The 26,790-nt window shown below is 64.1% G+C and carries 20 protein-coding genes and 4 pseudogenes; 7 read left to right on the top strand and 17 right to left on the bottom strand.

Annotated elements, in window-relative coordinates; all coding sequences use genetic code 11:
• Window positions 1-232 precede the first annotated feature (232 nt).
• A pseudogene (locus OG858_RS36985) lies at window positions 233-325 on the top strand (transposase family protein); the annotation flags it as partial.
• 71 nt (window positions 326-396) lie between these two features.
• On the opposite strand, the pseudogene OG858_RS36980 reads toward OG858_RS36985, so the two are convergent.
• Window positions 397-507, bottom strand: a pseudogene (locus OG858_RS36980) (IS5/IS1182 family transposase); the annotation flags it as partial.
• 203 nt (window positions 508-710) lie between these two features.
• On the opposite strand from OG858_RS36980, the gene OG858_RS36975 reads away from it, so the two are divergent.
• The 3 genes from OG858_RS36975 (at window position 711) to OG858_RS36965 (ending at window position 5,031) form a co-directional block, all read left to right on the top strand.
• On the top strand, window positions 711-2,738 hold the full coding sequence (locus OG858_RS36975; RefSeq protein ID WP_328544026.1) for a hypothetical protein: 2,028 nt from the start codon (window positions 711-713) through the stop codon (window positions 2,736-2,738).
• A 176-nt stretch (window positions 2,739-2,914) separates the two neighbouring features.
• The gene (locus OG858_RS36970; protein WP_328544027.1) at window positions 2,915-4,021 is read left to right on the top strand and encodes a hypothetical protein; all 1,107 of its coding nucleotides are present in this window, start codon (window positions 2,915-2,917) and stop codon (window positions 4,019-4,021) included.
• A gap of 2 nt (window positions 4,022-4,023) precedes the next feature.
• Complete coding sequence (locus tag OG858_RS36965; RefSeq protein WP_328544028.1) at window positions 4,024-5,031, top strand: hypothetical protein; 1,008 nt, start codon at window positions 4,024-4,026, stop codon at window positions 5,029-5,031.
• Window positions 5,032-5,543: 512 nt separating this feature from the next.
• Here OG858_RS36965 and OG858_RS36960 read toward each other — a convergent pair.
• The 7 genes and pseudogenes from OG858_RS36960 to OG858_RS36930 all read right to left on the bottom strand — a co-directional run bounded on the left by OG858_RS36960 (window position 5,544) and on the right by OG858_RS36930 (window position 12,990).
• A complete protein-coding gene (locus OG858_RS36960) occupies window positions 5,544-5,972 on the bottom strand; it encodes a GNAT family N-acetyltransferase (protein WP_328544029.1) in 429 nt (142 codons plus the stop codon).
• An 84-nt stretch (window positions 5,973-6,056) separates the two neighbouring features.
• Window positions 6,057-7,343 carry a hypothetical protein gene (locus OG858_RS36955; protein WP_328544030.1) on the bottom strand — a complete coding sequence of 429 codons (1,287 nt, stop codon included), beginning with the start codon at window positions 7,341-7,343 and terminating at the stop codon, window positions 6,057-6,059.
• A gap of 359 nt (window positions 7,344-7,702) precedes the next feature.
• Complete coding sequence (locus tag OG858_RS36950; protein WP_328544031.1) at window positions 7,703-8,041, bottom strand: helix-turn-helix domain-containing protein; 339 nt, start codon at window positions 8,039-8,041, stop codon at window positions 7,703-7,705.
• Window positions 8,038-9,105, bottom strand: a complete 1,068-nt coding sequence (locus OG858_RS36945) for a tyrosine-type recombinase/integrase (RefSeq protein ID WP_328544032.1) — start codon at window positions 9,103-9,105, stop codon at window positions 8,038-8,040. The genes OG858_RS36950 and OG858_RS36945 overlap by 4 nt, the downstream gene beginning before the upstream one ends.
• A 172-nt stretch (window positions 9,106-9,277) precedes the next feature.
• Window positions 9,278-9,445: pseudogene (locus OG858_RS36940) on the bottom strand (transporter); the annotation flags it as partial.
• Window positions 9,446-9,946: 501 nt separating this feature from the next.
• Complete coding sequence (locus OG858_RS36935; protein WP_327745310.1) at window positions 9,947-12,706, bottom strand: trypsin-like serine protease; 2,760 nt, start codon at window positions 12,704-12,706, stop codon at window positions 9,947-9,949.
• A complete protein-coding gene (locus tag OG858_RS36930) occupies window positions 12,703-12,990 on the bottom strand; it encodes a trypco2 family protein (protein WP_327745309.1) in 288 nt (95 codons plus the stop codon). Before OG858_RS36930 ends, OG858_RS36935 begins: the two co-directional genes overlap by 4 nt.
• 264 nt (window positions 12,991-13,254) lie before the next feature.
• Between OG858_RS36930 and OG858_RS36925 the strand changes: the two genes are divergently transcribed.
• Together OG858_RS36925 and OG858_RS48315 are read left to right on the top strand one after the other, a co-directional pair.
• Window positions 13,255-14,181, top strand: a complete 927-nt coding sequence (locus OG858_RS36925) for a hypothetical protein (protein ID WP_327745308.1) — start codon at window positions 13,255-13,257, stop codon at window positions 14,179-14,181.
• An 86-nt stretch (window positions 14,182-14,267) separates the two neighbouring features.
• Window positions 14,268-14,354 (top strand): annotated as a pseudogene (locus tag OG858_RS48315) (IS5/IS1182 family transposase); the annotation flags it as partial.
• Window positions 14,355-14,999: 645 nt separating this feature from the next.
• Here the strand turns inward: OG858_RS48315 and OG858_RS36920 are convergent.
• From OG858_RS36920 to OG858_RS36895, 6 genes are all read right to left on the bottom strand, one after another.
• Window positions 15,000-16,403, bottom strand: coding sequence for an argonaute/piwi family protein (locus OG858_RS36920; RefSeq protein ID WP_327745307.1), 1,404 nt, complete (start codon window positions 16,401-16,403; stop codon window positions 15,000-15,002).
• Window positions 16,400-17,692 carry a hypothetical protein gene (locus tag OG858_RS36915; protein WP_327745306.1) on the bottom strand — a complete coding sequence of 431 codons (1,293 nt, stop codon included), beginning with the start codon at window positions 17,690-17,692 and terminating at the stop codon, window positions 16,400-16,402. The genes OG858_RS36920 and OG858_RS36915 overlap by 4 nt, the downstream gene beginning before the upstream one ends.
• A gap of 228 nt (window positions 17,693-17,920) precedes the next feature.
• Window positions 17,921-18,688: a hypothetical protein gene (locus tag OG858_RS36910; protein WP_327745305.1), complete on the bottom strand. Its 768-nt coding sequence runs from the start codon at window positions 18,686-18,688 to the stop codon at window positions 17,921-17,923.
• Window positions 18,689-18,793: 105 nt separating this feature from the next.
• Complete coding sequence (locus OG858_RS36905; protein WP_327745304.1) at window positions 18,794-19,336, bottom strand: hypothetical protein; 543 nt, start codon at window positions 19,334-19,336, stop codon at window positions 18,794-18,796.
• A 608-nt stretch (window positions 19,337-19,944) separates the two neighbouring features.
• Entirely contained in the window at window positions 19,945-20,775 is an 831-nt protein-coding gene (locus OG858_RS36900; protein WP_086747967.1) for a class I SAM-dependent methyltransferase, read from the bottom strand.
• Window positions 20,776-20,815: 40 nt separating this feature from the next.
• Window positions 20,816-21,502, bottom strand: coding sequence for a DUF4232 domain-containing protein (locus OG858_RS36895; RefSeq protein WP_327745303.1), 687 nt, complete (start codon window positions 21,500-21,502; stop codon window positions 20,816-20,818).
• 249 nt (window positions 21,503-21,751) lie between these two features.
• Here OG858_RS36895 and OG858_RS36890 point away from each other — a divergent pair, with 249 nt between their 5' ends.
• Window positions 21,752-22,423, top strand: a complete 672-nt coding sequence (locus OG858_RS36890) for a hypothetical protein (protein ID WP_086750203.1) — start codon at window positions 21,752-21,754, stop codon at window positions 22,421-22,423.
• A gap of 46 nt (window positions 22,424-22,469) precedes the next feature.
• On the opposite strand, the gene OG858_RS36885 is transcribed toward OG858_RS36890, so the two are convergent.
• From OG858_RS36885 to hydA, 3 genes are all read right to left on the bottom strand, one after another.
• On the bottom strand, window positions 22,470-24,044 hold the full coding sequence (locus OG858_RS36885; RefSeq protein WP_086750202.1) for an NCS1 family nucleobase:cation symporter-1: 1,575 nt from the start codon (window positions 24,042-24,044) through the stop codon (window positions 22,470-22,472).
• A gap of 211 nt (window positions 24,045-24,255) precedes the next feature.
• Window positions 24,256-25,275, bottom strand: coding sequence for a TIGR03842 family LLM class F420-dependent oxidoreductase (locus tag OG858_RS36880; RefSeq protein ID WP_086750201.1), 1,020 nt, complete (start codon window positions 25,273-25,275; stop codon window positions 24,256-24,258).
• A 14-nt stretch (window positions 25,276-25,289) separates the two neighbouring features.
• The gene (hydA, locus tag OG858_RS36875; protein WP_037703931.1) at window positions 25,290-26,693 is read right to left on the bottom strand and encodes a dihydropyrimidinase; all 1,404 of its coding nucleotides are present in this window, start codon (window positions 26,691-26,693) and stop codon (window positions 25,290-25,292) included.
• Window positions 26,694-26,790: the final 97 nt, after the last annotated feature.

Raw genomic sequence — 26,790 nt, 5'->3', positions numbered from 1 at the left:
CGACGTCGAAGCCTTGGTCGGCGCCCTGCACCAGGCGCAGATGGAGAATCGGCAACTGCGTCAGCGGCTCGCCGCTCCAGATCCCACGGTGCGCTCGCTACCCACACAGCCCCGGCCGCGAGCTCCTCAGGGACGTTCTTGAAGCGACGGCACCGACATGTGAGCTAGTGGCAACATCAGCACTCATCGCAGCCTCTGGGGTGGAAGCCTCCGCCGAAGGGCCTCCCCCATACTCGCCCATATCGCTGTCGGCTTCGGTGTCTCGGTGGGCACCGCCCACGCCTACGTGGCGGCCGTCGTCGACCTGCTCGCCGGCCGCGCGCCCTCCACCAGCCTGTCCCCGTAGACGCTCATTGGCCGGAGCCCCGGGCGAGCGAGAGGCTGTCACTGACGGCCGGCTCGCTCCGACAGGGTGTCGTGCCGCCGCAGATACAGCAGGCCGACGAGGGCACGTTGGTGCGGCGGGAGCTTGCAGCGGCGGTCACCCTCGCGGGTGACGATGAGCATGGTGACCCACTTGACCAGGGCCGCTGTCCCCTCCTCGAGCTGCGACGTGTGGTTCTGCGGATTAGGCTTGATCCTGCGGGCAGTTGCCTCGAGCTGGTGATATCGCTCAAATCTCCGCGAGCCTAAACCCTTCTTGCTGGCTGGCGATTTCTCGGGCATCGGCGTGAATAGCGATCGCGATCTGTGACTTGCAGGGAGATTGTATGTCTCTCGCCTCGACCCTTACCCCACCTCCAGTCGTAGATATTCAGCTGGAGATCCTGCGTCTACGCAATGGAGACTGGCAGGTGGATCGTAATGATGACCCCTTGCCAGTGGGAGAACATGTAGCTGTCCGCTGTGTAAACCGAGGAGATGAGGACGTCTTTGCCGTGCTCCTCGTTCGAGATATGGCTGGAGAGCTTCGCGCTACCAATGTCGATTTGCAAGAACTACCCCCAGGGAAGCCTGTTCCTCTCGGAACTACTTCAGGATTTACCGTGGCCCACGGCGACGTTGCACTGGTGGTTGCCGTATCGGCAGACCCGGCAGCTCTCGAATCACTGACAGAGCGACCTTGGGACGAAACGGTTGAAGTCGAAGGATGGACACCGCTCTCCTTGCCTGTCGAGGTTCAACTCGGCGAGTCCAACCCATCAGATAATGAGGTGAGTGGGCTTCTAAGTCTCGCGATTCATGGAACTGCAGTGTTGAACCGGATGGCGTTGCAGGCGCTGACGCTGCTCCCACTGCGTGAGACAACAAGCGACAGCCTTACGGCGTTCTTGGACAACGCCCTAAGGCTAGTAGACGAGCTCGATCGGCCATTTCAGATTCAGGTAGCAGCAAATTTTGGATCTAGCCGTATACGCGAGCACTTGCGAGGCATTGCTCTTGACGGCACGGATCCTCATCAAGATATTGCCCTTCACGCATTGGGGGAAGTGGGAGATAGTGACGAATCGATTATTGAGATGCTTCAAGCCATGCTGGATGGGAAGCCAAGCGATCGACGGTTTGCGGCACAATGTCTTGCTTTCCAGGAAAAGGAGCCATCGGAATTCCCATTTAAGGTTAACGAGGAAGACCCGGCAGCCTTTTGGATCGCAGTGGGATCTGCTCGCTACAACAACTATGAGGCTCTGCATGACCTAATCGTGGAGGCGGATAGCGTAGCCTTTTACAGGGTGGTAGGGGATCCAGACAATAGCTATTACGCTTTGCGGAACATGGGAAAATTGCCGGACGCAATAAGGGTCCAGCTGGAGAAAGACCTGGACAGGCGTCCAGCTCAAGCAGTGAATCGCTTCCTCAAAGAAATGCTGCGTGAAGGATCGAAAGATCATCAGAGGTCTCTCACGGACGGCGTGCGGCATATTCCAGAGGTTCTTGCGGAGAAGATCAGGAACGAGCTTCGCAAGAGAGATTGGCTGGTGGACTTGTCTTCCTTCAGTGGGCCGCAGGCGAGGGGCTGGAAGGCTTTGGAGTCTCTAAATAATGCCGAGCGAGGAGTACTCCTCTCCGAGCTTCTCCTTAGGGCTGCAGAGCTAACAAATCAAGCCGCAGCGGTGAATACAACAACCCGCCTCGTAGCGCGTTGGGCAAATTATGCCTGGTATCCAGACCTTGGAGGACTCCTCTGCGCTGCAAGGCGGGCAGTGGATATTGGGAACATATGGAGCAGTCGGAAAATAGCTCGCCAAGTGGCCTGGGCAGCATCCCGGGCGCCCATTTCGCCCTTGCTGCGTAGCATCAACGAGCGACTCCTTCGGGGTAGTTTGAAGGCATCTGATCTCGATGTTCTCATAGGAGGGATCGTCACTCATTTCGATGACATCCCCCGCCCGCAAAGCGTCTTGATTCAGCGCCTGCCTCGTTGTTATCAAAGCAAGCCGTCAGAGACGCAAGGGCCGATCCCGCTATGGAGGGCGAGGGCTTGGGTCCACTCGCTTACGAATGATAAAGATAAGGGGGCCTTGCGCATCCTCTTTAGCATTGAGCCAAGCGATGACCGCTTGTCAGCTGCTCCTCAAGATGTGGTCGTGGCGCTGCAGGCGGAGGGTGCAGAGGTTATACCCGCAGCAGCTCAGGCCGTATTTCCCTTCGAGGGCTCTTCACGACAGCCCCTTGCATTTGAGCTGCTGCTGGATAAAGAGAATTTGGACCTGCGGTTTCTCGTGCACTCAAAGAACACCGGTGTCCTATTGCAGGAATTGCAAGGAAGCGTTGACGTGCGACGAGTGCGGAAGTGATTCCCATGGCCCCTGAAATCCCTCTGTCGGTGACTCACGACAATACCGCTCAACAAAATTCCAGAACGAATCACAAGGTACACCGAAGGTCAGTGCATCTTCGTTTCGAAGCCACGAATCGCGATACTTATAGCGTATGGGCGTGGGGATCAGCTATCCCAGACCATGGAAATGGCATGTTGGATGGAGAAATTCATCTCGATAGGGCTGCGGTTCATGAAGCTGTTTTCAGTCTTGTAGAAGTTTGGCAGGATAAGGTGATAAAGCTGCGAGAGCTGCGTTCCGGTCAAGGGGGCTGGTTTCCATTTTCAGATAGGTGGGATCTATCCGATGACGCTGGACATCGTGCCCGTCTCGATAAAGTAATGCCGCAGCTAGCCCGAGAGGGGCACAAACTCTTCCGATTGCTCTTCCATACTGGTGATCAAGGGCTGATTGAGATCGCCGCAGCCTTGGCGTCCTGTCTGCGTGAGGAAGAACAGGTCGTCACTATCACCTCAGACGATTTGTTCGCCCCCTGGTGGATGCTGTACCTCCCTGAAACGGACGACATTGACCTGGACGAGGAAGGAGCGCAATGGAATTGGCAAGGCTTCTGGGGATACAATCACCTGATTGAGCACACATTTGCCCGGATTCCCAAGCCCTCAACCTGTTTGTCGATTCATGATGGGCCGGCTATAGCGGGCGTGAATGTAGACCTCAATCTTGATGAGGAGTACTACGAGACTCCATGTGTTGGCCCGGTAATTAGCATGTTTGAGGATGTATGCGATCGTCACCTTCGGACCACTAAGCAACGACTTGCCAGAGATATGAAGGCGCCGGGATTCAATGATCAAATTATTTACTTCGGATGCCACGGGGTAGGGATCACCCATGCATTCGCTCCTGGTCAGTCCCAATTGAAATTGACTGACCAAGATCCGATACGCACCACTGATTTTACTTCCTGGCTAAATCAGAACCCGCTGCGCCATAACCCCTTGGTGTTCGTCAATGCGTGCCAAGGGGGGCAAATGTCGTCTCTTTTCTACCAGGCTTTTGGTCGCGAACTTCTTGCTAGAGGCGCAAGCTGCTTGTTCGGGCCGCACGTGGATGTCCCAGCGGTTTTTTCACGCGAGTACGCTAAGGCGTTCTTTGAGAAAATGCTCCGTAAGGGGGCGCAGGCAGGTGACGTTGTTCGAGAAATAACTCGAGAGAGTGCCGATGATCGAGGAAACCCCCTAGGTCTGGCTTTCGCAATGTACCGAGGAATGGACATGCACTTCTGTGGAGGATAGGTATGAATGACTTCGAATCTAGCCTTCCTCATGTAACCATTGAACTTGACGAAGATGGGAACCTAATAGATCCCAGCACTTCCCTTCCGGTACCTTCCAGAGGCGTCCCTCATTTCCTCGATAGAATGCTTAGTATCCCATCTGGAACTACTGATATTTTTGTGTTCGTCCACGGTTGGAGGAATCCCCCTCAGAGGGCCACTGCGGCAGCTTGCAAGCTCTTCGAAATGGTGGACCGGCTATATTCATCCCATCCCCAGAATTACCCTGCTCTTGGGCGCTATCGAGGCTTCTATGTCCTGGTCGTGTGGCCGTCGTTGAGCAACCCGTTTCCCTCGGGCTACCGTCGAATTCGTGACCGAGCTCACGGCATGACTACAGGTGGTCATGCAGAGTTTATTTTGGCTCAGCTCCTGGGTTATTTGAATACCTCTCGTCAGGTCCCGCGAGACCTGCCGCCGACGCTGCGAACGAAGTCCGGACAGTACCTACACTGCGTTGGTCATTCATTTGGCGGCAGGTTCCTTGCAGAAGCCATAAGAGTGGCTGCTGACCCAAAGCCTCCAACACTATCGTGGCCCTGGGGTGACAAAGGCTACCAGTATGCGGTCGATACGCTGCTGGTTTTTCAGATGGCAGCTAGGGCTGATGACTTCGCAGGTCGCTTCTCCGATCTCTTGGTGAAGGCTCCAATCGGTGGACCCATCATCCTGACTTTTTCACGATTTGATAGAGCCCTAACACTCTGGCACAGAATAGTCGAAGGAATCCCAGGCATAGGGGCCTATGGGGCAATCCAGCCGTCAGGGTTGATCAAGAGTATTGAACTCCCAGCGGTGGGGCAAGATTTCGTCCATGCAGATATTGGTCAAGTCACGAATGTTGATGCTTCCTGGAAATATCGGCGTGGCAGGTGGGTTCGTCCGGAAGGAGCTCATTCAGACATATGGCACCCTGAGTCAGCACATCTCCTGCTGGGTATTGCTGCTGGTGCGAGGGTAAGCATGTAGCGCGACACACCTAGGATTGTCGTTCGAACAGGCGGAGCCGCGCATCAGGGTCCTTATGACCCGGTCAAGGGTCGGTGAGGCAGCATGCGGGCGCGGACAGTGAGCCTTTTCAGCGTTGCCGCTCCAGAGTCAGGACGGCGGCGGAGATTGACGACATTCGATTCGGGCTGCGTCGGGACCCCTGCAGGACGGCCCGGCTGGGGGCCGGATGGGGTTCCACACCGTACGGCCGGGCCACTCGACAGTCGCATCGCGAGGGCGCAACGGCGTTGAACGCGAACGCCAACGTTACGGTGATAACGCCTTCCGTCGTACCAGCACATCGACATCGTGCCTCACATGACTTACGCGATGATCAGGCCCTGCTACTGCTAGAAGACACCAGTTCCCCCAGGTAAGCACGGACCAACGGCTGGGCTGCGAACGCGAACCGGTTACCGCGCGACGCACAAGCCCCGCCGGGTCAGGACGCCCCAATCCCGCCCCCAACGTCCAATTGACAACCAAAGAACTCAACACGCAGAACTTGACAGAGAAGTCAGCACCCTCTGGGACGCGGCATTGTTATGGGAGGTGGCCGCCCGCAGTGTGCGCAGCCTGTGCCGCACCACCGCCACTCGGCACAGCTCCCGGACGGCCGCGGTCGCCACGCCGCGGCCGGCGACGTGCTGTGCGACCCGGTAACCGAGCTCAGCAGTACCGTCCCCGAAGCGGTACAGGTTGAACCGGCCCAGAACGGAGCCGTCCTCGGTGATGAGCACGTAGAAGGCGCCAATGCCGGCCTCTTGCTCAGCCAACAAGGCGCTGTACTGGTCGGCGAACTGGTCGAAGAACTCGTCACCGCGGTCGGAGACCGAGGCAGCGAAGTAGGCGCGGTTCGCCAGCTCGAAGGCCAGAACCGCCGGAGCATGGCCAGCATGCAACTGCTTCAGCTCGGGCACCGCCTGACTCTATCCGGATGATGCGTTGAGGCCACCTGAGTTTCCGCCAGCGTCAGAGCCCCCCAGACCAGGGCACGTAACGGTCTACTGCTGGAGTATTACCCGGTCGTCGTTTTCGGTGCCTGCGGGGCTGGCTGCGCGGGTGTAGCGCAGGCTGGCCTGGGCGCTGAGGTTGAACATGGTGGCGATGCGGAGGGGATCGGGTCCGGCGGCGATCGCTTCTTCGAGTACCCGGTCCTGGCGGAGGCTGTCGGCCGTGGCGGTCAGCCCCTTGAACAGGCGCTTGAGCCAGAAGTCGCTGACCGGACTCTCCCTCTTGGCTGTCTGCTGGGTGAGGAGGAGATGAGGGTTTGCCGAGTCGGGCCAGCGGGCGTCACGGTAGCGCCGGTACGTGCGGATGGCTTCGGCGGTGAAGTCGTCGAGGGGCCGACTGACCTCGCCCCGCCGGAAGCGCCCGGTGCTGAGCTCGATGTCGGCGTCTTGGAGCATTCTGATCTCGTGCGGGAAGAGGGCGTGGATGCCGGCAAGGGCGACGACGGCCAGGAGGGCCGGGCTCTCAGCCGCGGCTCTGGCCACTTGTTTGAGTTGGTCCTCCGCGACCGGCGTGGGCGGGTTGACGAGGGTGTTGCCGGGCCTGATGCGTCGGGCCGGGTCGGCGAAGATCAGCCGCTGTGACTTGAGCGTCTTGAACATGTCCCGGAGCGCGACGATTTCACGCTGGACGTTGTTCCGTTTGGACAGCCAGACAGTGATGTCCTCGGGGGTGACCTGCCTCAATGTCGAGTATCGGGGGGCACAGTACTGGGCAGCGAACGGGACGATCAGCCGCAGGTGGATGTCGACTGTGTGAGGCGACCTGGGGCGGCGGCGGGGGGCTCCGTTGCGGAGGACGTCGAAGTAGGCGGTCACCTCGACGCGTATCTGCTCGGGCAGCACTACGAGGTGAGCTCTGACCAGTTGTTCGAGGGGGTCGGGTGCGTCGTCGAGCAGGATGTCGAGATCGTTGAGTATGTCGATGAGATGGACTGCGGGAACATCGATGTCCCGGGAGAGTGCGTGCACCGTGGTGGCTTTGATCCTTTCGGAAGGCTGGTGCAGGGCCGAGAGGATCATCAAGCCGCACTTCACGCGCTTGATGGTGCAGTGGTTCCAGCCCCGTACCGCCGCGACGTCCCTGGCCCGATCGACGAGGAAGTCCGCATATCCGGGATCTGCCGGGGTGAATCCTGTCCAGGAGCGCCCCTTCGAGCCGTTCGGGTTCCGATAGCGCCGGAAGTCCCGGACCGGCTCGAAGAGCGTGAGTTGGATGCTCTCGGGCGGCTTCAGCAGCAGGGGGTGTCTGTGCGGCGTCTCGCTCGGCGACTCAGGCACCTGCGCTGTTCTTGCGGTGAGGTGGTGGCGCCGATTCCATTTGATCAGGTCAGCGAGAAACGTCTGGTGCCCGGTTGCGGCTGCGACCGTGAGGTCCAACCGGGCCCCGTGGCCGGCTGACGGGACCTTGATACGGCCGGCGACGAATGCGGCCTGGTGACGGCAGGCCCGGCAGACTCCGTCACGCAGGGGGACGGTCGCGCCGCACGTGCCGCACGAGTCGGCAGGGTACTTGTACCACCATGCCCGGCACGCATAGCAGAGGATCTTCGAGCCGCCCGGGTTGGGGTGCAGGCCCCAGGCCATGCAGACCTCGCAACTCTCAGGCGTGCCGGGCCCCTTGGCCTTTGCTTCCTTCGTCACAATGGCGGCATCAAGTTGCGGGAGGCCGGGCCGCCGCCGCTGCGACGACGGTTCTCACCAACAGCAGGACGGATGGCCGTCCTGCTCTCATCCTGCTCCGGTCGTTTCGCGCGGGCCTTCTCGGGCTCAGGGACAAGCAGATCGCTGGGCTCGCATTGCAGCACCTCGCAGATCACGTCGAGATCGTCCAGGCGGATAGTCACCGGCTGTCCGGCCCACAGGTTGGACATCTTGCCCGCACTGATCACCAAGCCGGCGTCGGCCAGCATGCGCTGGAGTTCGGAGGACTTCCAGATGTCCCGTTTGGCCGCGGTCATCCGCAGGTTCCACTTCATGACGCTCCTCCGAATCGCGCCCGTCCACGCTCACCGGCACGGACCCACGCGTCCTCGACATGGGTCTGGTTGACGTGTACGTAGATCATGGTGGTGTTGATCCACTTGTGGCCAAGCAGCTCTTGGATCGCCACTACATCCATGCCCTGACGGTAGAGCTCCGAGGCAGCGAAGTGCCGAAGCGTGTGCGGCGTCAGCTTGCCTGCCTGGGAAGGAAGGTGCTGGGCGACCATCTTCTTCAGATGCAGGCGGAGCGTGTCGGTATCCACCCGCAGGCTCGAGCCGTCTGCGGCCCGCCGCTCCGAGGGGAACAACGGCGCCTGTGGCTCATCCACCCGATCGTCGTACTGCCAGCGGGGGCCGTCGACCCACCACTCCAGCAGCGAACGGCTTCCGTTGATCAGCGGGACGAGCCGTTCCTTCTTCTTGCCGCGCCTCCCCTTGCCCCGCAGAAGGATCTTTCCGAACTGGCCGAGCTCCCAGTGGATGTCGTCGACGTTCGCCAGGCTCAGCTCCGAGACCCGGGGACCTATCAGACTCGCCAGCCTCATCGCGGTGTAACTCCGGACGATCGACAACGGTTTACGCGCCTGCGGCACCTCGTCACGCCAAGCCGAGAACAGATGGTCGACCTCCCCGAGCGGCGGCGGAACCCGCAACCGGGACAGGGTCGATCCACGGGGCCGGTTGATCTCATCCAACGGCGACTCGACGACATAGCCGGTTGCCCTGTGGATGGCGGGCTTGTGCCGTAGTTCAAGGAACTCGAAGTACACGCTGAGAGAGTGCGCCTTGTGGACCTTTGTGGCATGAGCCATGCCCTGTTGATGTCGGCCGAAGAACCGGTCCAGATCGCAAGGTTCCATCTCCCACAGCGGGCGCGCGAACCATGAGCGCACTTCGACGATCACGCCGACATCGCCGGCGACCGTCCCGTCGCTGATGCCGGCCGAAGCCCGGGCGAGCACGAACTCAGACAACAAGTCCTGTTCGAAGGCCGCGAGCTCCTCCGGCGTCGTCAAGCGCAGTTCCGGACGCAGGTCTCGCACGATCGCCAGGGACACGAAACCTCCAGCTCGACCATTTGACCAACTGATCGGACTGGACGATAGCATCTCGGGAATCATGAGATTCCATCAAGATGAACAACCTCGCGCGTAGGACTGATAGACGTCCAGGTCAGGCACACGCTGCGGCGAGACCACGCTCCGGTGCGCTTCGGGAACCCTCGGGAGGAGAGTCAGCACAGTCGATCACGTACTCGCTCGCCAGGAACCGTACCCCCAGCATCGTCTCCATATGCGCCTCGACGAGGCCCTGCACATTCGCCTCGACCTCGGCAAGTCGCGGCGCGACCTCCGTCACGCCGCCATTCGTCGTGTGGAACAGCTTCAGGCCCGACACCTTCCCCTCCTCGGCTCAAAGGTCGAGAACGCAGGAGAGGGGTAGATCTATTTCCGCGCGGGCGCACCGAACAGGTGAGGAGATGTGAGACGGTGGCCACCTGGCACAGCCGGGAACCCCTGCATCCCATCCGTCCCAGAGGGGCCTTCGTCCCACATACGTCCCACAAATTCCCTGACAGCGTGTCAGTGAGGAAGAAAGTGGCAGGTCAAAGCACCTGCCGACGAGATGCGCCAGGCGCCTTCTAAGCACCTGACCTATTCCTTGACCACGTCACCCACCCGGGAGGTTGAGGGGGACATCAAGCAATTCAGACAGATGAACCTTCCCGGCCATGAGTCGGTCGTGGAGCTCTCAGCGCATGTTGTAGTTCTTTTAGAGGTGAATCGGTTCAACTTCAGGAATACAATAGCGTTGCCCTGCAAGGGAAATAACCAGCCCGCAATAGCCTCCGGTCAAAGCCCCGCAGCGTGACCTCGGTCGGGACCGCCCCTCCTCGTATCAAGCCGAGTCTGAGAGAGATTCCTTCCGCATGATCCATTCTTGAAGTTCTTGATGGCGAAACTGGAATCCAACACCGCTGATGGTCATCAGCCCAGCCTTCCTGGCCCAATCCAGAAAGGCGGCGAGCCGCCATGGCAATTTCTTGCGGGCCAACGTCATTGCTGTGATATAGCGCAGCCAGGGCACGAGAAAGAAACCGAAGGCGAGGACAAAACCGAAGCAACCGCCGAAGGCCAGCCCAATGGCCCACGAGTAGTCCAACAGCGGAAACACTAGAGCTCCGATGCTGGCGAACACAGCGGCCCCGAGCACGTCCAGGGCCCAGAAGAACTCCGGGTTGAAGTTGCCGCTGAGGGTACGATCGAGCCCGACTTTGGCCTCCATGAACCAACCGAACAAGGTGCCAACAATTACCCCCGCAGCAACGCCGGGCACCCACCCGAACACGAGCATGACGGCCATGCCGAGCCCCAGGCCGATGGCACTTCCGATTTCGAGGCCGGACACGATCCGGCGTGGGCCAGTGCGATTGCGGAGCCCCTGGGTACGGCGCTGGGCGAAGGCGAGCAGGGGCCAGTGGGTAGGAGGCATCCATGGCCAGTAACGCAGCGCAAAGTAGGCGCCGGCCAGGAGCAGCGCGCTTGACAGGCCCAGGGCCCAATTCAAGCGCACGCGAGTGACGTCCGTCATGGCAGGCCAGTGGCCGTGCCACAGGGCCGTGAAGAAATCCCCCGCGTGACCGGGGCCGCTGACTGCGGCGATGACGCAGGCCAAGCTGAGGAAGAAGAGCGGCACGGTGTGGACGATGAGGTGTGCAATCCGCACCCGCCATGTCCCTGCGACGGGCCATATGCGGGCCAGGACGACCTCCCGACCGGACAGTGGGACGCCATGGACCGTGCCCCGGCTGTGCTCCAGATGATGTGCGAGCACGGTGAGCCAACTCATGGTCTGCTGAGGGCTCTTCCCGCTGGTCCCACTGGTGTGAACGCTGTGATATCCGTGCACCGAGGGGACGAATGATGCCAGGAGTTTCTCTTCGACATCTGCGTCGGACGTGTCTTGCGCAATCAGGTGGGCGGGGGCGACGTGGTGGGACGCTGCCGCCCATTCGGCCAGTGTGAGTTTCCACGGAGTGTCCAGACGCCGGACAGCGAGGGATTGGGCTCCGTGTGCGGCGATGTTCTTGAGCACCGGCCGCCAGTCGACCGATACGTTGGTCTCCTGGTCAAGCGGTCCTCGGCCCGACTCTAAGTGCTCTTGGATCTGCCGCCATGTCAGGCGTTCAACTTGCACGACGGAACCCTCCGGTAGAGGGATGTCACAGGTCTCCAACTCAAAATCCTTGCGGGCCCGGGTGGCCAGGACAAGAGCGCCACGTGACCCGCCGTGGATATCTCGGTAACTGTTGAGGGCGCAGACCAGGTCATCAAGGGCGGTTTTCTGAGCAGGGGAGGCGGGCTCGGCTGACGCAGTGTCGGGAAGAATCTGGTCCATGCCGTCCAGGACGGGCAGGATCCTGCGTCCGTCGACCAATCTGCGGGCATCGCCCCGCGTCACGACGAAATCATTCTCGACGAGTTGGTCAACAAGCCAGTCCTCGAAGCACTTGGCCAGCGCCTTCGGCCGGGCGTCGGTTGGCATGCGCCCGACCTTGGGAGGGGGTTCGCGCCAGGCGGCAAGGTTGAAGTAGACAGGCACAGGTTGGCCGGGAATGTCGAGGAGCTGCCGCATCAACCGCAGGGCCAGGATGGTCTTACCCGATCCGCTCGGGCCGGTGATGACCAGCCGGCGTGGGGAGAGGGCCAGGTAGTACTCGTGGATGGAGTCGTGGGTGATGGGGATGGCCTGGGCGTTACGTGCGTGCTCCTCCCCGTCCACGGCACTGCAGTGCACGTCAATGGCCTGGTCCGCCTCCTCGCTCACACCGTGCCACCCCGAGGTGAACACGTCGATCTGTTTCGCCATGGCGAGGCGCAAGTCTTCTTCTGCCGGTGTGCGGGTGAATGACGATGCCGCAGCGGTTGTGTCGGCGGTTCGGTCGGGAACGGGATAGACGTGCTCGTCAAGTCCCAGTCTCTGACGCTGCCGGACAAACTCAGGGTCCTCCCACCAGGCCGAGACCGGCACGGCGTGGAGTCTTGCGCCGTCGTACGTATGGGGGTTGGCATCACGGGAGAGCACGCCGACAAGATGGGGACCGCAGAACAGAGCCGTTCCCGAGGCCCCACTCCATTGCGAGGTAGGCCACTGCCGGACTTGCTCTGCGCTGTCACGCATATCAGGGGCCCGTCGGGTAGCCCCGCCGACATCGACACTGAGAACCTTCCGGCGGGGCTGGAGGGTCACCCGTCCCCACAGGTGATCGGAGTGGCGGATACCGTCCCTGTCGCGTCCCTGACGGCTGGGGAAACCCATTCCCGACACCTCGCGGGGGTGACCGCCGTCGATGCGTCCCCAGCGCACGTTCTTCATCCGCGCCAATGGCACTGCGAGCTCGATGAGCGCAACATCGACCGTCGTGTCGGCAGGAGTCCACACCACCCGCGCTGGCACCGGTTCGGACGAAAACATACCCTTCACTACGACGCGGCCAGGGGCGCCGTTCGTGTCGACTACCAGATGGCGTGCGGTCAGGACAGCCCTGTCAGCGATGAGGTACCCCGTTCCCCACTGCTGGCGTCCGCCCCCGAGATCCATGACCGTCTCCACCACCCGGTCGGGGATTGGGTGCTCCTCCCGGTGTTCCTGCCTCACGAACGATCCTGGGTGAATTCGCCGATGAACAGCTCATCGGGTGCCGCGTTACGCAAGTCCACCGGCCGCAAGGACAGCTTGATGCGGTGCCCCGTGGCCGGGTTGGCAGTGGGCTGGACTATGCGCAGCTCTGCCGGGCCGTCCTTGGACTCACCGGCTAAGACTTCAACGTGAAACTCCAAATCCAGGCAGGACACCCCGAAGCGGATGTGCTGGTCCCCAGCATCTGAGAGAGCTTGCGTGAGCGCGTGGCGGACTCCTGCAACGGCTGCGGAAAGACTCACCACGTCAGGTTGTGTCGACTCCGGTGACATGTACGCTCCCCGATGCAAGCGCGGTCGCCTGCGTGCATCGAAGCGTATTTCCTAGTGCCACCCGAGTGAGACAGATCTGATGAAAAAGTGGACAGCAGTTGGACGTGATCTGAAGGATCGGCCTTTTCAAGATCAAAAGCGGGGTATCGGCTATGCCTTTAAAAGGGCTCTGACATGCACGGCACCTGCCCGAATCGACCACGCCAGCCCGGCGGCTGAGGCAAACTAACGCGCATGCTCGCCATCCACACGCACCACGCCATCCTCGCGGCAGGCGGCGCCGTGCCTACCACGATCGCCCCCTGGTGGGGCACAGCGCTGGGAGCAGGCATCGGGGCCATCGGCGCCGGCATCGTCTCGTCCGTTGTCGCGCTTCTCAACAACCGCGCCAGCCGCAAACAGCTTCAACAGCAACTGGAGCGGCAGGAAGCCATGCTCGACAAGCAGCTCAGTGCCCAACACGACCAGCACACCACCCAACTGGAAGCGCAACTGAGACAGCACAGCGAGCAGCTCCAAGCCCAACAGCGCGACAGCCGCGCAGCGTTGGACGCTCAGGCAGAACGCGGACGTCTAGACATCGAAGCCCAGCTGCAGCGGGAAACCGAACAACGGCACGCCGAACGCGAACAATGGCGCTTGGAGGCTCGGCAGAAGGTTTACGTCGACTTCGTCACGGCAGTCGAGAGGCTACGAGACACTGTCGCTGCACTGGCCCGCGTACTCAGCGGCACCTTCCCAATCGCCAGCGGGCTGCAGCCCGGCGAGCTGAGCCGCCTGGCCACCACCCAGGAGCAGATGCATAACCTGTACGAGACAGCCTTCCAACAGGCACAAGTCGTCCGTCTCGCCGGCCCGCGAGACGTGGCATCGCATGCCCAGGACCTCAGCTTGGTCATGAACGAATACCTCAACTACTCGGACGAGCGTATTCGCGCGGCTCAGCAGAACAGGCCATCCGAGACCCTCAGAGACTGGCAAGACTCCGTCCGGCGAATGCAGGACCACCTCGAAGCCTTCCTGGACGCCGCCTACCTCGTCGTGAACGCCGCCCCCGTCACCTCCCCAGCGCCGTCCTTGCCCGCCCAACCTGCAGGCACACCGCAACCCAACGGCGCCCCGACCGGACCCAGCCCCCTTCATACGCTCGGAGGGGACTGAGATCGCGTCCTCTGTGGTGAGGTGGACGTTGAGCTGTGCACGGGGCGTGGTGCGTGAAGTGGATTGTTCGAGACGGGCTGTAGGAAATCGCACAGCCGTTGATTCCGCCATCGAGGATGTGGCCACAAGGTGGCGGAACACAGGACACTCCTGGTGAGACGTTGAGCGTCGCCCATCCTCGGCGCCTCATCGAAATACGCCACCCCTACAGGACCTGACCTGCCCAACAGGTCACTTGACACCCCATCAGAACGAGCGTCAAATGAGCGTTCCGAGCGACATTTCAGCGTCAAGATGTCGCCCGTAACACCCACACCGCACATAATGCGAAACGATAAAATCGCAGGTCATGAGCCCTTCGCGACCGGTTCAAGGACCGCCACGCACTCCACGTGATGCGTCATCGGCAACATATGGACTGAAGCACCGTAGTTCCTGACCTACGTGCACCATCGGACAGGACGACGAGGGTGCGGTCCAGATGCCGTTCGGGACCTTGAGCACCTCGGCGGTCCTACTCAAGGTCACCGCTGGGGGTCGGACTGCGGCCAGCTGATCCGTCGGGTCCACCCGCTGCGCCAAAGGGTGCTGGCCTCTCCGCCGCACACCCCCATCTGCCGCCAGAACTGGAGGGTGCTGACCTGCGCGGTCGTGTGTGTGCACCACCAAGGCCATTCTCAGCGGCACTCCCGTGACCGCTCCCCAATATCGTCACCGACCTCCATTCCAGAGGACCTGAGCACTCTGTGTCCTGGACACACCTTCACCACTAGACTCTCGCGGCGTGAGCGTCAACAGTGGGCCACCCGGATCCTCACCTACATGTAGAACGCGTACCGCGCTTCGGGTTCGTACGTGTCCGGGAGGTCGCGCAGGATGGCTCCGACTTCGCCGGCGAATCGCACCGTGACAGGTAGCCGTTCGGCGAAGCGCGCGGAGTTCCAGTTCATTTTCGTCAGCAGCAGGACCTCGCGGAGCAGGTCCCGGGCGTTGGAGTCGCCAACATGGTCGGTGATCTGAACCGGCGCCGGCACGTGCCCGTGCGGGTAGCGGCCGAGCGACGGCACGTATCCGGTCGTGTAGAGATAACGACGGTCGCCAAGGCTAACGCAGGTGCCGCGGGGCGGAGGGTATTCGCCGTGGCGCATCACGCGTACGCCGGTGGAGGGAGCCAGGGCCACCAGGTCGTACTCGTAGTCGCTGAGCGCGTCCTCGAAGCCCTCGCGTTCCGCAGCAAAGAACCGTGACTGCTTGTGGATGACGATGCGTCGGGGTGTACGCCCCATGGTCTGTTTGTAGCGGCCGATGACGTCGGAGATCAGTCGGGACGCTTCCTCGGCCGGGAGATGCGGCCACTTGCCCTTCCATTCGAACGGGCTGCCGCGGAGTACGAACGCCTCTCCGTTCTCGGCGAACGCCTGGGCAACGCTCGTACGCATGGCGGCTCTCTCACCGTGCGGTCGGTAGAACGTGACCCCCAAGTGGCACGTCCCTTCGGGCAGACCGACCGGGGTCCAGGGGAAGCCACCGGCCTTGAAGTAGATCGCGGTGAACAGGTTCCACGCGAGGTCGGCGGGGTGTTCGAGGTCGGAGGTGTGCGCGTCGAGGTCCGACTCGACGGTTTCCTGCTGGAGCAACTGAGTGCGCAGCCCCCGCTGCATCGCCCGGGCCTTGATTCCGGCACGCAGGTTCCACACCGTCTCCACCCCGCGGTTTCGTTGGTGAACAGCCCAGTACCGCTTGGTGATCTCGGACGGCAGCGTAATGAACACGACCGCCGGAGGGGCGTCAAGGCCGGCCAGCCTGCGCAGGCGGTCGTCGATTATGTCCAGGAGCTGGTTGAAACCTTCGAGTCTTTTGAGGCGGTCCGCGGTCACGGCCCGGATCTCGGCAGCGGTGATCTTCGCCTCGGGGCCGTCGGTACGCAGCCGGGAGGCGAAGGGACCGTCCGGCTGGAAGCCGCAGAAGGGGTGGTGCTCGTCGTCGCCGTCGACGCCTTCAGCAGCCCGCGACAGCCAAGCCTGGGCCTGGGCGATGGATTCGGCGGTGCCGATGAATCCTGCGGTCACAGTCACAGGGTGGTTCGGCTGGTCGCGTGACCAGGGACCCGTTGCGGGGATGCCGACCTTGGGGTCGATGTGTGTCAGGTTGCCGGCGAAGGCGAGGTCCGGTTCATCGATCCATTCGACGCCCAGATTCAGCGGTTTGAGTGCGAGACTCATTTGTCGTCCTCCTTGTGCTCGGCGCCCCAGTCCCATTCCTCGTCGTCGACGTGCCACGAGCTGGCAAGGGCGTCGATGACGTCGTCTTCGTCTCCGCTGTCGAGCATGGTGACGGGATTGAAGCGGTTGTCGTCGATCAGCGGCCATTTGGCATCGACTTGCGGGAAGTCGCCGTCGATCGCGATCTTTTGCCGGCCGACTTCGAAGACGACCCGCGCGCGGCCGTCGAGCAGGAAGTACCGGAAGAAGTGGACGGCGTCGAAGTAACCCTCGTTGTACATCCGGGACTTACGCTTCGTCACCTTGCGCCCCACCCGCCGCGGATCCAGCGGCAATTTCCCGTCCTTCGTGAGATGGAACTCCGGCCGGATGGTGAGCCCCCACATCCCCGTGGCGAATTCCTCGAAGCGAAGCTGCGCCGCGAGATGCCACCACACGTCGCGGGGATTCCCGAAGAGCTCGCCTTCCTGGCGGACGACCTTCTTGGCGGACTGGTTCCTGCCCGTCTTGGTCTTGGCCTCCACACGCCGAGTGACCGTCTCGTGGTCTGCCAGGAAGTAGTAGCGGCCATGATCTCGGTCGTACTGGATGCCGCGCATACGCAGGGCCATACGAAGCGCCGAGTTCAGCAGCCACACATAGATGTTCCGGTCCTGCGCCTCCAGCAGCTCTGCGGCGTCCAGGCACTGTGTGCTTTCAGGCTTCACTACCTGTTTGAACGGTCCGCGGGTATCGGCGAGATCATGAAACGCCCACACCTGCCCGTTGGCCAGTACGAAGGGAAGGACCTGACCGCGCATCGGCCGAGGCAGCCGTTCGATGACTTCCATGGATGTTCGGAACCGCGACTCCGCCCTCCAGACCAAGCCCGGAAGCTCCGAGACGGACAGCACCGATACATCCACTGAGTCGGTCTCGAACGGCGGGGGAGGAACGCGAAGATCCTTGGCCGCCATCCTCGCTTCGTGATCCGCCTTGTACTTGGCAAGGACCTCAACCGAGTAGATCCGGGGGTTCCCATCCACGATCGCATGATGGGTTCCACAGAAGAGAGTGAGGTTCTCCACCGCGTCCGGATCATCCGACAGCGGAGCCTCTTTCGAGCGCGGCCCCTGCCTCCCGACACCGACCAGATGCGCGCGCTGTGCCAGCGTCACAGGCTTCTCCCCAGAAGCCTCCTGATACGTCACGGGGCTCGAACACCCGAGGAAAGCACACTGATTCCCCGACAGCGCGAACAGCCGGTTGGTGACCGGCGCCGGGATCTCTTTGCGGCTGCTTGATGCCATGGACCAAGCCTAGGACGGAGCACTGACATCAAGGCCGGCCCCGAACCTCCGGACGCCCCTGACCTCTCAGCTCGCCCAGCAGCCGTGCGCATACACGTGGAGTCGACGGGAGCCGCTAGGAGGCACGCCCACCGCCGATGGAGCCGACGGACGCCATCAGACGGCCCAGAGCTGATGCAGAGAGTCCTTCGCTCCCCGTGTGCGTTCAGCAGGCTGTTCACTACCGAGTCAGCGTCCGTTCCGTCGTTCCGGCTTGTAAGGGCTCCATCCCTTCAGATGTGGTTCGAGCTCCTCCGGCGTCGGTTCACGTGTGTTCGGCATTCCCGGAAGCCGGGTCAAGGGGTCGATCGCCCGCGCGTAGTCGTACACCCACTCCAACCAGCGCCGGGCCGAGTCCAGAGCCAACTCGTCTATGGCACCGCCCAGCTCGCCGAGACGACGTTCCAGTGCCGTGCAGTACTCACGGAGGACAGCGGCCTCCCGCCAGCGTCCGGCCTCCTCGCGAAGCACCTCGGCGAGTTGACCCTGAACTGCTCGCTCCTTCGCCTCGTCCACGGCCGCTCGCCAGCGAACTGCACGTTCCGCTTTGGCCCGCTCCTCGATTTCTCTGCGCTGAGCGTCCTCCAGCACTCGCGCCTCGATCTCCCCGAGAAGCAAGCCCAGGGCGTCCTCAAGCACCCGGTCGTTCCGATCCCGCCATCGGCCCGGCCTGCCTGACTGGCCGGAACGGCCGTGGTCAAGCTCGACAACGAGACGCGCGGAGCGCTCGGGATTCGTGGACTGTGGGAACTCCTGCCTCACGGTGACCGCGTGCGCGAAGCCGTCGACGACCACGTCCACCCCGCCTTCACGTCGCGAGTAGAACAACCGGCCGCGCCTGATCTCGTAGCCCCGCCGCACCGCCTCGGCAGTCAGCGCCTGCAGCATCAGGAGCGACCGGCGCCGGAGCACCGGCGGAATCACCAACTGCCCCTCGTCGTCCCTGAGCGCAACCACAGACGGATGCAGGGCACTCAGTCGCGCGGGGACCGGGACCACCGACGCGTCGTCTTTCGGCCGCTGGCTCCGTGAATTGGGGTGCGGGCCCTCGACAAGACGCATCTACAACCCCCGTGCGCCGAAGCCCGCCTTCTCGATGCGTTTGCCCGGAGGTTCCAAGCCGTGTCGCTTCGCGTAATTGACCACGCGCCGCCACTCCGCAACCTCGTCGTCATCGGGGTCGGCAAAGCGGACACGCCCCTCGGTAGCCAGCCGCTCGATCAACTCCTGTGCCTGCGCCTTTCGAGCGCGCGCGACGGGCCGTTCGCTGTAGGGCGTCAGGCGGCGCCTTCGGCTCGTGGCCTCGCGCCGTCCTCCCTCTTTCGCCGGCGCCGCTGGCCGGGCGGACTCACGGTGAACATCGACGTCCGCGAACGCCGGGTCGTCGGGATGATGGCCGTGCCGAAGGTAGAACCGGCCGGTCTCAGTAACCGCGATACGCACCTCATCGCCACCGCGGCTGACAGTCAGGAGCCCGCGATCACGCAGGGCATAAGCCGAGCGCCATTCACCAGGCGCCCAGGCTCCGGGCTCCTCTCCGGCCGCGAGCCGTTCCAGAAGCACGCGTTGCCGTTCGTTCAGAGCCGACCACCGATGCACGAACACCAGCCCACACCGCACCCGCACACTCTGCATAGAGCCGAAAGAGTGACAGCGGGCGGTGGAAGTCTCCTGGGACTTTTCTGGGACTTCCGCCGCATCAACAGGCATGAGCGTGAAACAGCAGAAAGGACATTAACGCAGGTCAGCAGCCGGGAGCCACCCATCGCGGCAGGTCACAGGACTCACTGGTCTCTTCCGGGACAACTGACCCGGTGGGAGCTGGCTCCGCGCATCGCACTGTCGTAACGGAAGTTACTCAGTGTGCCCAGGGCAGCGGCGGTTCCGCTATCACCGCTGCCCCTGACGACGACCCTCCCTGGGGAGAATCTGGGGAGTATCCGCGCTGTTGGGGAGCGCGTGGGGAGAATCAAGCGCATAACCCCGCCCGCCCGTGAAAGACGCTGAAAGACTCATCACCGCAGGTCAGGCACGGTGGTAACCATAACACCGCAGGTCAGCACCCCTGGGTGGACGACTTCATGCCGAAGGTCCCCTGGAGCGTCGGTCGAGTGGTGAACACGGGCGGACTCCTCACTGCGCGACGGGCGTTCGATGATCGTACGCAGTCCTCGGAGGGCCCTCTCAGGAGCGGCGACTCCCCGGTGATCCCCTCAGGACCGCCGCCCCACCGTCAGCACATGTCCACTCGCCCCCAGCAGCGACGGCTCCGACTCGATCCGCCGGGTCGCCGCCAGCACCGCCTCCCGGCGCTCCGGGTCGTCCAGCCACTCCTCCACCCCGCCCATCAGCCAGGCGACACCCTCGACGCCGTACTGCCCCCCGGGTTCGAGCCCGGCCTCGGTGAACTCGCCGGGCACCTCGGCCGGATCGGCGAAGTAGGCGGTGGTGAAGTGCGGGTCCGCCGCCGAGTACCGGTGCCTGCCGTCGACCGAGACGGCGTCAGTGCGCTCGCGACGCTCCGGGATGAAGTAGTTCCCTTGGAGGAGGGTGTCGTTGAGCCCCGCGAACCGGTTGATCGTGGCCGCGACCACCACCCCACCGGGGCGAACGGCCCGACGGGCCTCGGCCAACGCCCTCACCCGGTCCGGGCGTTCGGGCAGATGGTAGAGCGGCCCGAGGAACAGCACGACGTCGTACACGGCGTCCTCGGCGGGCAGCGCGCGGGCGTCGCCCAGCCGGGCGGTGACCCCGGGCAGCCGTCCGGACCGCTCCACGTGCATCGGTACGGGATCGACGACCTCGACCTCATGGCCGTCCTCGGCCAGCCACTCGGCGTGGATCCCCGTGCCACCACCGACGTCGAGCACCCGCGCGGGAGCCTTCGCCAGCAGCCGCCGCAGGATGTCCTGCGTCCGCCAGAACTCCAGCCGTCCGGCGCCGTTCCTGAGGCGCCCGTCCTCCTTCCCCTGCTCGTAGTAGGCGAGGATCTCCTCGCGCACGGAAGGGAGTTGGGACTCGGTGGCGTACGGTGACCGGTTCATGCACCCAGGGTGCTGATCACCCCGCCCGCCCCGCAACCGGTTAAGACCCCTGCCCGGCGACCTGCGCCCACGCCGTCGTGGCGAGGCGTCCCGTGTTGCCGAGGTCGATGCCGCCGTCGGGGGTGAGGACTTCGGGGGGTCGGCCCGGCAGCGGGGCGATGCGCAGGTATGAGGAGTTGACGGCGGGTATGTCCGCCTCGGTGACCGTGTTGCGCCAGACCAGTTCGGTCCTGGCGGACTCGCCGGGCTTCAGGGTGACGACGTGCGGGCCGAAGTCGGGCACACCGGTGGTGATGTGCCGCGAACCCTGGAGGACGCGCACGTCACCGTAGGGCTCGCCGTCCTCGTCGAGCACCTCGATCGCCGGGTAGCCCTTGACGGTGTACAGGGTCGTGCCGCAGTTCGTGAGGGTCACACCCATCGCCCGCAGACCCATCGCCGCTTCCACGGGGCCGGGAACCATCCGCACCCCGGAGGGCGGGCAGGCGGTCGAGGCGCCTTCGGTCGGACCCGCGCCCGGCCGCGCCCCCGCACCCCCGGGCGGCTCCGAGACCCGCAGCCCCTCGGGCGCGTCCGTACCCGCCGACGAGGCCGACACCGAGGATCCCGCACGGTCGGGGTCCCGCTCGCGGTCCAGTTCCTCCGAGAGCCCGCAGCCGCCGACGGCCAAGGTCAGTCCCGCCACGAGGAGCGCACGGGAGGCTCTACGGCCGCATATCGGAATCATGGGCCGATCCTGACACGCACCCCGGGCGGAAGCCGCGACTCCGCCGACGACACGAAGGCCGCCGCCCCGACGAGGGCGCCCGCTCCGTGAACGACGAGGCGTCCTGAATCACGAGCCGTCTTGAACGAAGAGCCCCTGTCACCACGTATACACGGAACGAGTTCGGACTTTCGTCCCACAGATAGTCGTGTGACACTGACGTACCCCACCGCCCGGCGGTACCGCCGCCTCGACCCCGAGAAGTGCGCCGTGCGTGATCTCCCTCTGCCGCTCGCCCTGACCGCGCGACTGCTGCCGGTCGCCGTACTCGCCACCGCGGGCTGGGCGTTGTCGTCCGGTCCGCTGTCCGCGAGCCCGGCCGGGGAGGACTCCACGCAGGACACCGCGTCGAAGCCCGTCTCGACCTCCGAGTCCGCGCCGTCGACATCTGCAGCGTCCAGGACGTACGCGAAGGCACCCTCACCGTGCTCCGGCGTCACGACGAAAACGGTCAAATCCCTTGTTCCGGACGCGAAGACAGCCGGCAAGGAGATCGCGTCGACCAACGAGTCCGTGCGTCGCACCTGTTCATGGAACGCGCTCAAGGGCTTCGACTACCGCTGGCTCGACGTCTCGTACGAGATCCAGCAATCGGACGACAAGGCCGAAAGCGCCTATAAGGCGCGTACCACGGACAAGAGTGGCGGCGGGGCCGTGCCCGGCCTCGGTGACGAGGCCTACTCCGTGGTGAACCTCACCACCGAGGACAAGCAGCAGACCCGCGAGGGCATCGTGTACGTCCGCATGGCCAACGCCCTGGTGGTCGTCACCTACAACGGCAGCGACTTCGAGTCCCGGAAGGCGCCCGGCACCGACGAGATCAACAAGGGCGCCATCAAGGCCGCGAAAGAGGCGGCGGCCGTGCTGGAGGACGCCCGGTAGGGCTGGGCTCCAGCACGGCCGCCGCCGCCCGCGGTCACGGCCGCCGTCAGGCGGTCGCCCGCTCCTTCTCCGACTGCTGCTGCGTCTTCTTCCTCTCCCCGGCCATCAGCGCCACGTACAGCAGGATCGACGTACCCAGACCCACCGCCCAGCCGTAGTCGGCGAGCGGCTTGAGGAACGGGATCATGCCGTCGTGCGGGAACGGCCCCGAGGACACGCCGTCCTCGGAGACGGTCGAGTACGAGCCGCCCACCGCGAGGACGCCGCCGACCACGAAGGCCACTATGGCGCGCCAGTTCCAGCCGTTCGCGTACCAGTAGCGCCCGCCGGGCGTGTACAGGTCCGCGAGGTGCAGGACGGTACGGCGGATGATCCAGTAGTCGGCGATGAGGATGCCCGCGACCGTGCCGAGCAGACCGCCGACCACGCCGAGCCAGGTGAAGATGTAGAACTCGGGCGTGGAGATCAGCTTCCACGGGAAGATCAGGATGCCGAGGACACCCGTGATGAGCGCGCCCGTACGGAAGTTGATGAGCTTGGGTGCGAGGTTCGCCAGGTCGTACGCCGGTGAGACCACGTTCGCCGCGATGTTCACGGAGATGGTCGCGACCAGCACGGTGATCAGGGCGAAGAGAAGCCCGAAGACGTTGTCGGCCTTGGCCGCCAGGGTGACCGGGTCCCAGATGGCCTCGCCGTAGACGACCTCGGAGCCGGAGGTGACCAGCACGGCGAGGATCGCGAAGAGGGTCATCGTGGTGGGCAGGCCGAGGGACTGGCCCCAGGTCTGCGCCTTCTGGCTGGCACCGAAGCGGGTGAAGTCAGGGATGTTCAGGGACAGAGTGGCCCAGAAGCCGATCATTCCCATCAGGGACGGGAAGAAGACCGGCCAGAAGTCGGGGCCCCAGCCGAGCTTGGACGGCTGGTCGAGCAGCGCGCCGAACCCGTCGGCCTTGACCGCGATCCAGATCAGCAGCACGAGCGCGCCGACGATCACGAAGGGCGCGGCCCAGTTCTCGAAGTGCCGCAGGAAGTCCATGCCGCGGTAGATGATCGCTATCTGCAGCGCCCAGAAGAGGATGAAGCAGAGCCACAGCGGCCACGGGTTGCCGGCGATCTGCCCGGCCTTCTCCCACTCACCGCCGGTGAGCTTGGAGCCGAGCGCGAATATGCCGGAGCCGCCGATCCACGTCTGGATGCCGAACCACCCGCAGGCGACGGCCGCGCGGATCAGCGCCGGGATGTTGGCTCCGCGCAGCCCGAAGGAGGCGCGGGCGAGCACCGGGAAGGGGATGCCGTACTTGGGTCCGGCGTGCCCGGTGGCCAGCATCGGCAGCAGCACGATGATGTTGGCCAGGGCGATGGTGAAAACGGCCTGCTTCCAGTCCATACCGAGGGCGACCAGGCCGGAGGCCAGGGTCCAGCTGGGGATGCAGTGGGCCATGGAGATCCACAGCGCCGCGAAGTTGTACGTCGTCCACTTGCGCTCGGAGACGGGTACGGGGCGCAGGTCCTCGTTGGCGAAGGGACTGTCGGCGGGGAAGGCCTCGGGGGCCAGCTCGATCCGGCCGGACGAGTCGGCGGACTGGGCTATCGACGACCCCGGGGGGACTGTTTCGGTCATGGGCAGGCCAATCAGGGAGACGGGACGGGGAGAGAAAGGCCGTGCGGAGGCCTTGGGCCCCCTCCCTCCGGGACGGCGGAGGGAGGGGAGAACAAGGTGTGGGGGGGGTCGGACAGTGGAGCGGTCGGCGCCAGAGGCGGAGCAGTTGATTCCGGTTTATCGGGGTGGCCGGATTCTTGCAGTCGTCGACCCGTTCGGGAAGGGACCCCGGTCAGCCGTTCAGGGCCGGGATGACCGTCGACCCGTACACGTCGATCACCCGCTCCTGTGCGTCGTGCATGTCGTAGACGGCGAACTGGTCGACGCCCAGCGCGCGCAGTGCGTTGAGCTTCTCGATGTGCATCTCGGGGGTGCCGATGACGCAGAACCGGTCGACGATCTCGTCCGGCACGAACTGGGTGTCGGGGTTGTCGGCACGCCCGTGGTGGGAGTAGTCGTACCCCTCGCGTGCCTTGATGTAGTCCGTCAGCTCCTCCGGTACGGCCGCGGAGTGCTCGCCGTACTTGGACACCAGGTCGGCGACGTGGTTGCCGACCATCCCGCCGAACCAGCGGCACTGCTCACGCGCGTGGGCCAGCGCCTCGGGCGAGTCGTCCTCGGTGACGTACGCGGGGGCGGCCACGCAGATCTTCACCTCGGACGGGTCGCGCCCGGCGGCGACGGCCGCGTCCTTGACCGCCTTGACCATGTACTCGGTGAGGTACAGGTCGGAGAGCTGCAGAATGAAGCCGTCGGCCTCCTCACCGGTCATCTTCAGGGCCTTGGGGCCGTACGCGGCCATCCAGACCGGGAGTTCGGCGTCGTCCTTGATCCAGGGGAAGCTGATGACCGTGCCGCCGAGGTCGGCCTCTCCCCCGCTGCCCAGCGAGCGGATCACCTTCATCGCCTCGCTGATGCGGGCCAGGGTGTTGGGCTTGCGGCCCGCGACGCGCATCGCGGAGTCGCCGCGGCCGATGCCGCAGACGGTGCGGTTGCCGAACATGTCGTTGAGCGTGGCGAAGGTCGAGGCGGTGACCTCCCAGGTGCGGGTGCCCGGGTTGGTGACCATGGGGCCGACCGTCAGCTTCGTGGTCCGGGACAGGATCTGGCTGTAGATGACGAACGGTTCCTGCCAGAGCACGGCGGAGTCGAAGGTCCAGCCGTAGGTGAAGCCGTTGTCCTCGGCGCGCTTCATCAGCTCGATGACACGCGAGGCCGGCGGGTCGGTCTGCAGGACGAGTCCGAAGTCCATGATGGGCGCCACTCCTAGTTGAGGTACTGACAGGTGGAGCGGGGGGTGTAGACGCCGTGCCCGGCGTGCCCGGTGTACTCCCGCTCGGTGATGACGAGTTCGCCGCGCGAGAGGACCGTCTCGACCCGGCCGGTGGTGCGCTTGCCCTCGTACGCCGAGTAGTCGACGTTCATGTGGTGCGTCTCGGCCGACATGACCTGCTCGGCGTGCGGGTCGTAGATGACGATGTCGGCGTCCGCGCCCGGCGCGATGGTGCCCTTCTTCGGGTACATGCCGAACATGCGGGCCGGGGTCGCGCAGGCGATCTCGATCCAGCGGCGGCGCGAGATGTGCCCGTCGACGACCGCCTGGTGCAGCAGGTCCATCCGGTTCTCGACGCCCGGCAGCCCGTTGGGGATCTTGGAGAAGTCGCCGCGGCCGAGTTCCTTCTGACCGACGAAGCAGAAGGGGCAGTGGTCGGTGGAGACCACCTGGAGGTCGTTGGTCCTCAGGCCCTGCCACAGCTTGGCCTGGTGCTCCCTCGGCCGCAGCGGGGTGGAGCAGACGTACTTGGAGCCCTCGAAGTCCGGCTCCGCGAGGTTGTCCGTCGACAGGAACAGGTACTGCGGGCAGGTCTCGCCGAAGACGTTGAGCCCCTCGTCGCGCGCCCTGGCCAGCTCGGCGACCGCCTCCATCGCCGAGACGTGCACGACGTACAGGGGGGCGCCGGCGACCTGGGCGAGCTTGATGGCGCGGTGGGTGGCCTCGGCTTCGAGGAGGGCCTTGCGGACCTCGCCGTGATACCTCGGATCCGTCTCCCCGCGTGCCAGCGCCTGTTCGACCAGCACGTCGATCGCGATGCCGTTCTCCGCGTGCATCATGATCAGGCCGCCGTTCTCGGCGGAGCGCTGCATGGCGCGCAGGATCTGGCCGTCGTCGCTGTAGAAGACGCCCGGGTAGGCCATGAACTGCTTGAAGGAGGTGACGCCCTCCTGCACCAGCAGGTCCATCTCCTTGAGCGTGTCCTGGTTCACGTCCGACACGATCATGTGGAAGCCGTAGTCGATCGCGCAGTTGCCCTCCGCCTTGGCGTGCCAGGCGTCGAGGCCCTCGCGGAGGGCATGGCCGACGCTCTGCACGGCGAAGTCGACGATCGTCGTCGTACCGCCCCAGGCGGCGGCCCGGGTGCCGGTCTCGAAGGTGTCGGAGGCGGCGGTGCCGCCGAAGGGCAGCTCCATGTGGGTGTGGGCGTCGACACCCCCGGGGATGACGTACTTTCCGGTGGCGTCTATGGCACGTTCGGCCTCCCATGCCTGGGCGGCCGAGGTCCCACTGGCTGCGAGGGCGGCCACGCGGCCGTCCTCGATCAGGACATCGGCATGGATCTCGTCTGAGGCCGTGATGACGAGACCGCCGCGGATGACTGTACGGCCGCTCATTCGGTCACGCTCCGTTCGGTTGTCGGGAAAGTGCCGGTCGTCTGTGGCTGGTCACGCCCACGCGGCGGCGGCCGCAGGGTGTGACAGCCCCCGCGCC

The organism is Streptomyces europaeiscabiei, assembly GCF_036346855.1.
Taxonomy (GTDB): domain Bacteria; phylum Actinomycetota; class Actinomycetes; order Streptomycetales; family Streptomycetaceae; genus Streptomyces; species Streptomyces europaeiscabiei.
Note: the sequence above shows the minus strand (reverse complement) of the source record. Positions and strands in the feature narration are given on the sequence as shown.

Bases quoted from the DNA above. Each gene is read 5' to 3' on its own strand.
- OG858_RS36925 (WP_327745308.1), top strand. From the start codon at position 13,255: ATGCTCGCCATCCACACGCACCACGCCATCCTCGCGGCAGGCGGCGCC.
- OG858_RS36975 (WP_328544026.1), top strand. From the start codon at position 711: ATGTCTCTCGCCTCGACCCTTACCCCACCTCCAGTCGTAGATATTCAG.
- OG858_RS36880 (WP_086750201.1), bottom strand. From the start codon at position 25,275: ATGGACTTCGGACTCGTCCTGCAGACCGACCCGCCGGCCTCGCGTGTC.
- OG858_RS36970 (WP_328544027.1), top strand. From the start codon at position 2,915: ATGTTGGATGGAGAAATTCATCTCGATAGGGCTGCGGTTCATGAAGCT.
- OG858_RS36885 (WP_086750202.1), bottom strand. From the start codon at position 24,044: ATGACCGAAACAGTCCCCCCGGGGTCGTCGATAGCCCAGTCCGCCGAC.
- OG858_RS36950 (WP_328544031.1), bottom strand. From the start codon at position 8,041: ATGAAGTGGAACCTGCGGATGACCGCGGCCAAACGGGACATCTGGAAG.
- OG858_RS36895 (WP_327745303.1), bottom strand. From the start codon at position 21,502: ATGATTCCGATATGCGGCCGTAGAGCCTCCCGTGCGCTCCTCGTGGCG.
- OG858_RS36915 (WP_327745306.1), bottom strand. From the start codon at position 17,692: ATGGCATCAAGCAGCCGCAAAGAGATCCCGGCGCCGGTCACCAACCGG.
- OG858_RS36900 (WP_086747967.1), bottom strand. From the start codon at position 20,775: ATGAACCGGTCACCGTACGCCACCGAGTCCCAACTCCCTTCCGTGCGC.
- OG858_RS36920 (WP_327745307.1), bottom strand. From the start codon at position 16,403: ATGAGTCTCGCACTCAAACCGCTGAATCTGGGCGTCGAATGGATCGAT.
- hydA (WP_037703931.1), bottom strand. From the start codon at position 26,693: ATGAGCGGCCGTACAGTCATCCGCGGCGGTCTCGTCATCACGGCCTCA.
- OG858_RS36965 (WP_328544028.1), top strand. From the start codon at position 4,024: ATGAATGACTTCGAATCTAGCCTTCCTCATGTAACCATTGAACTTGAC.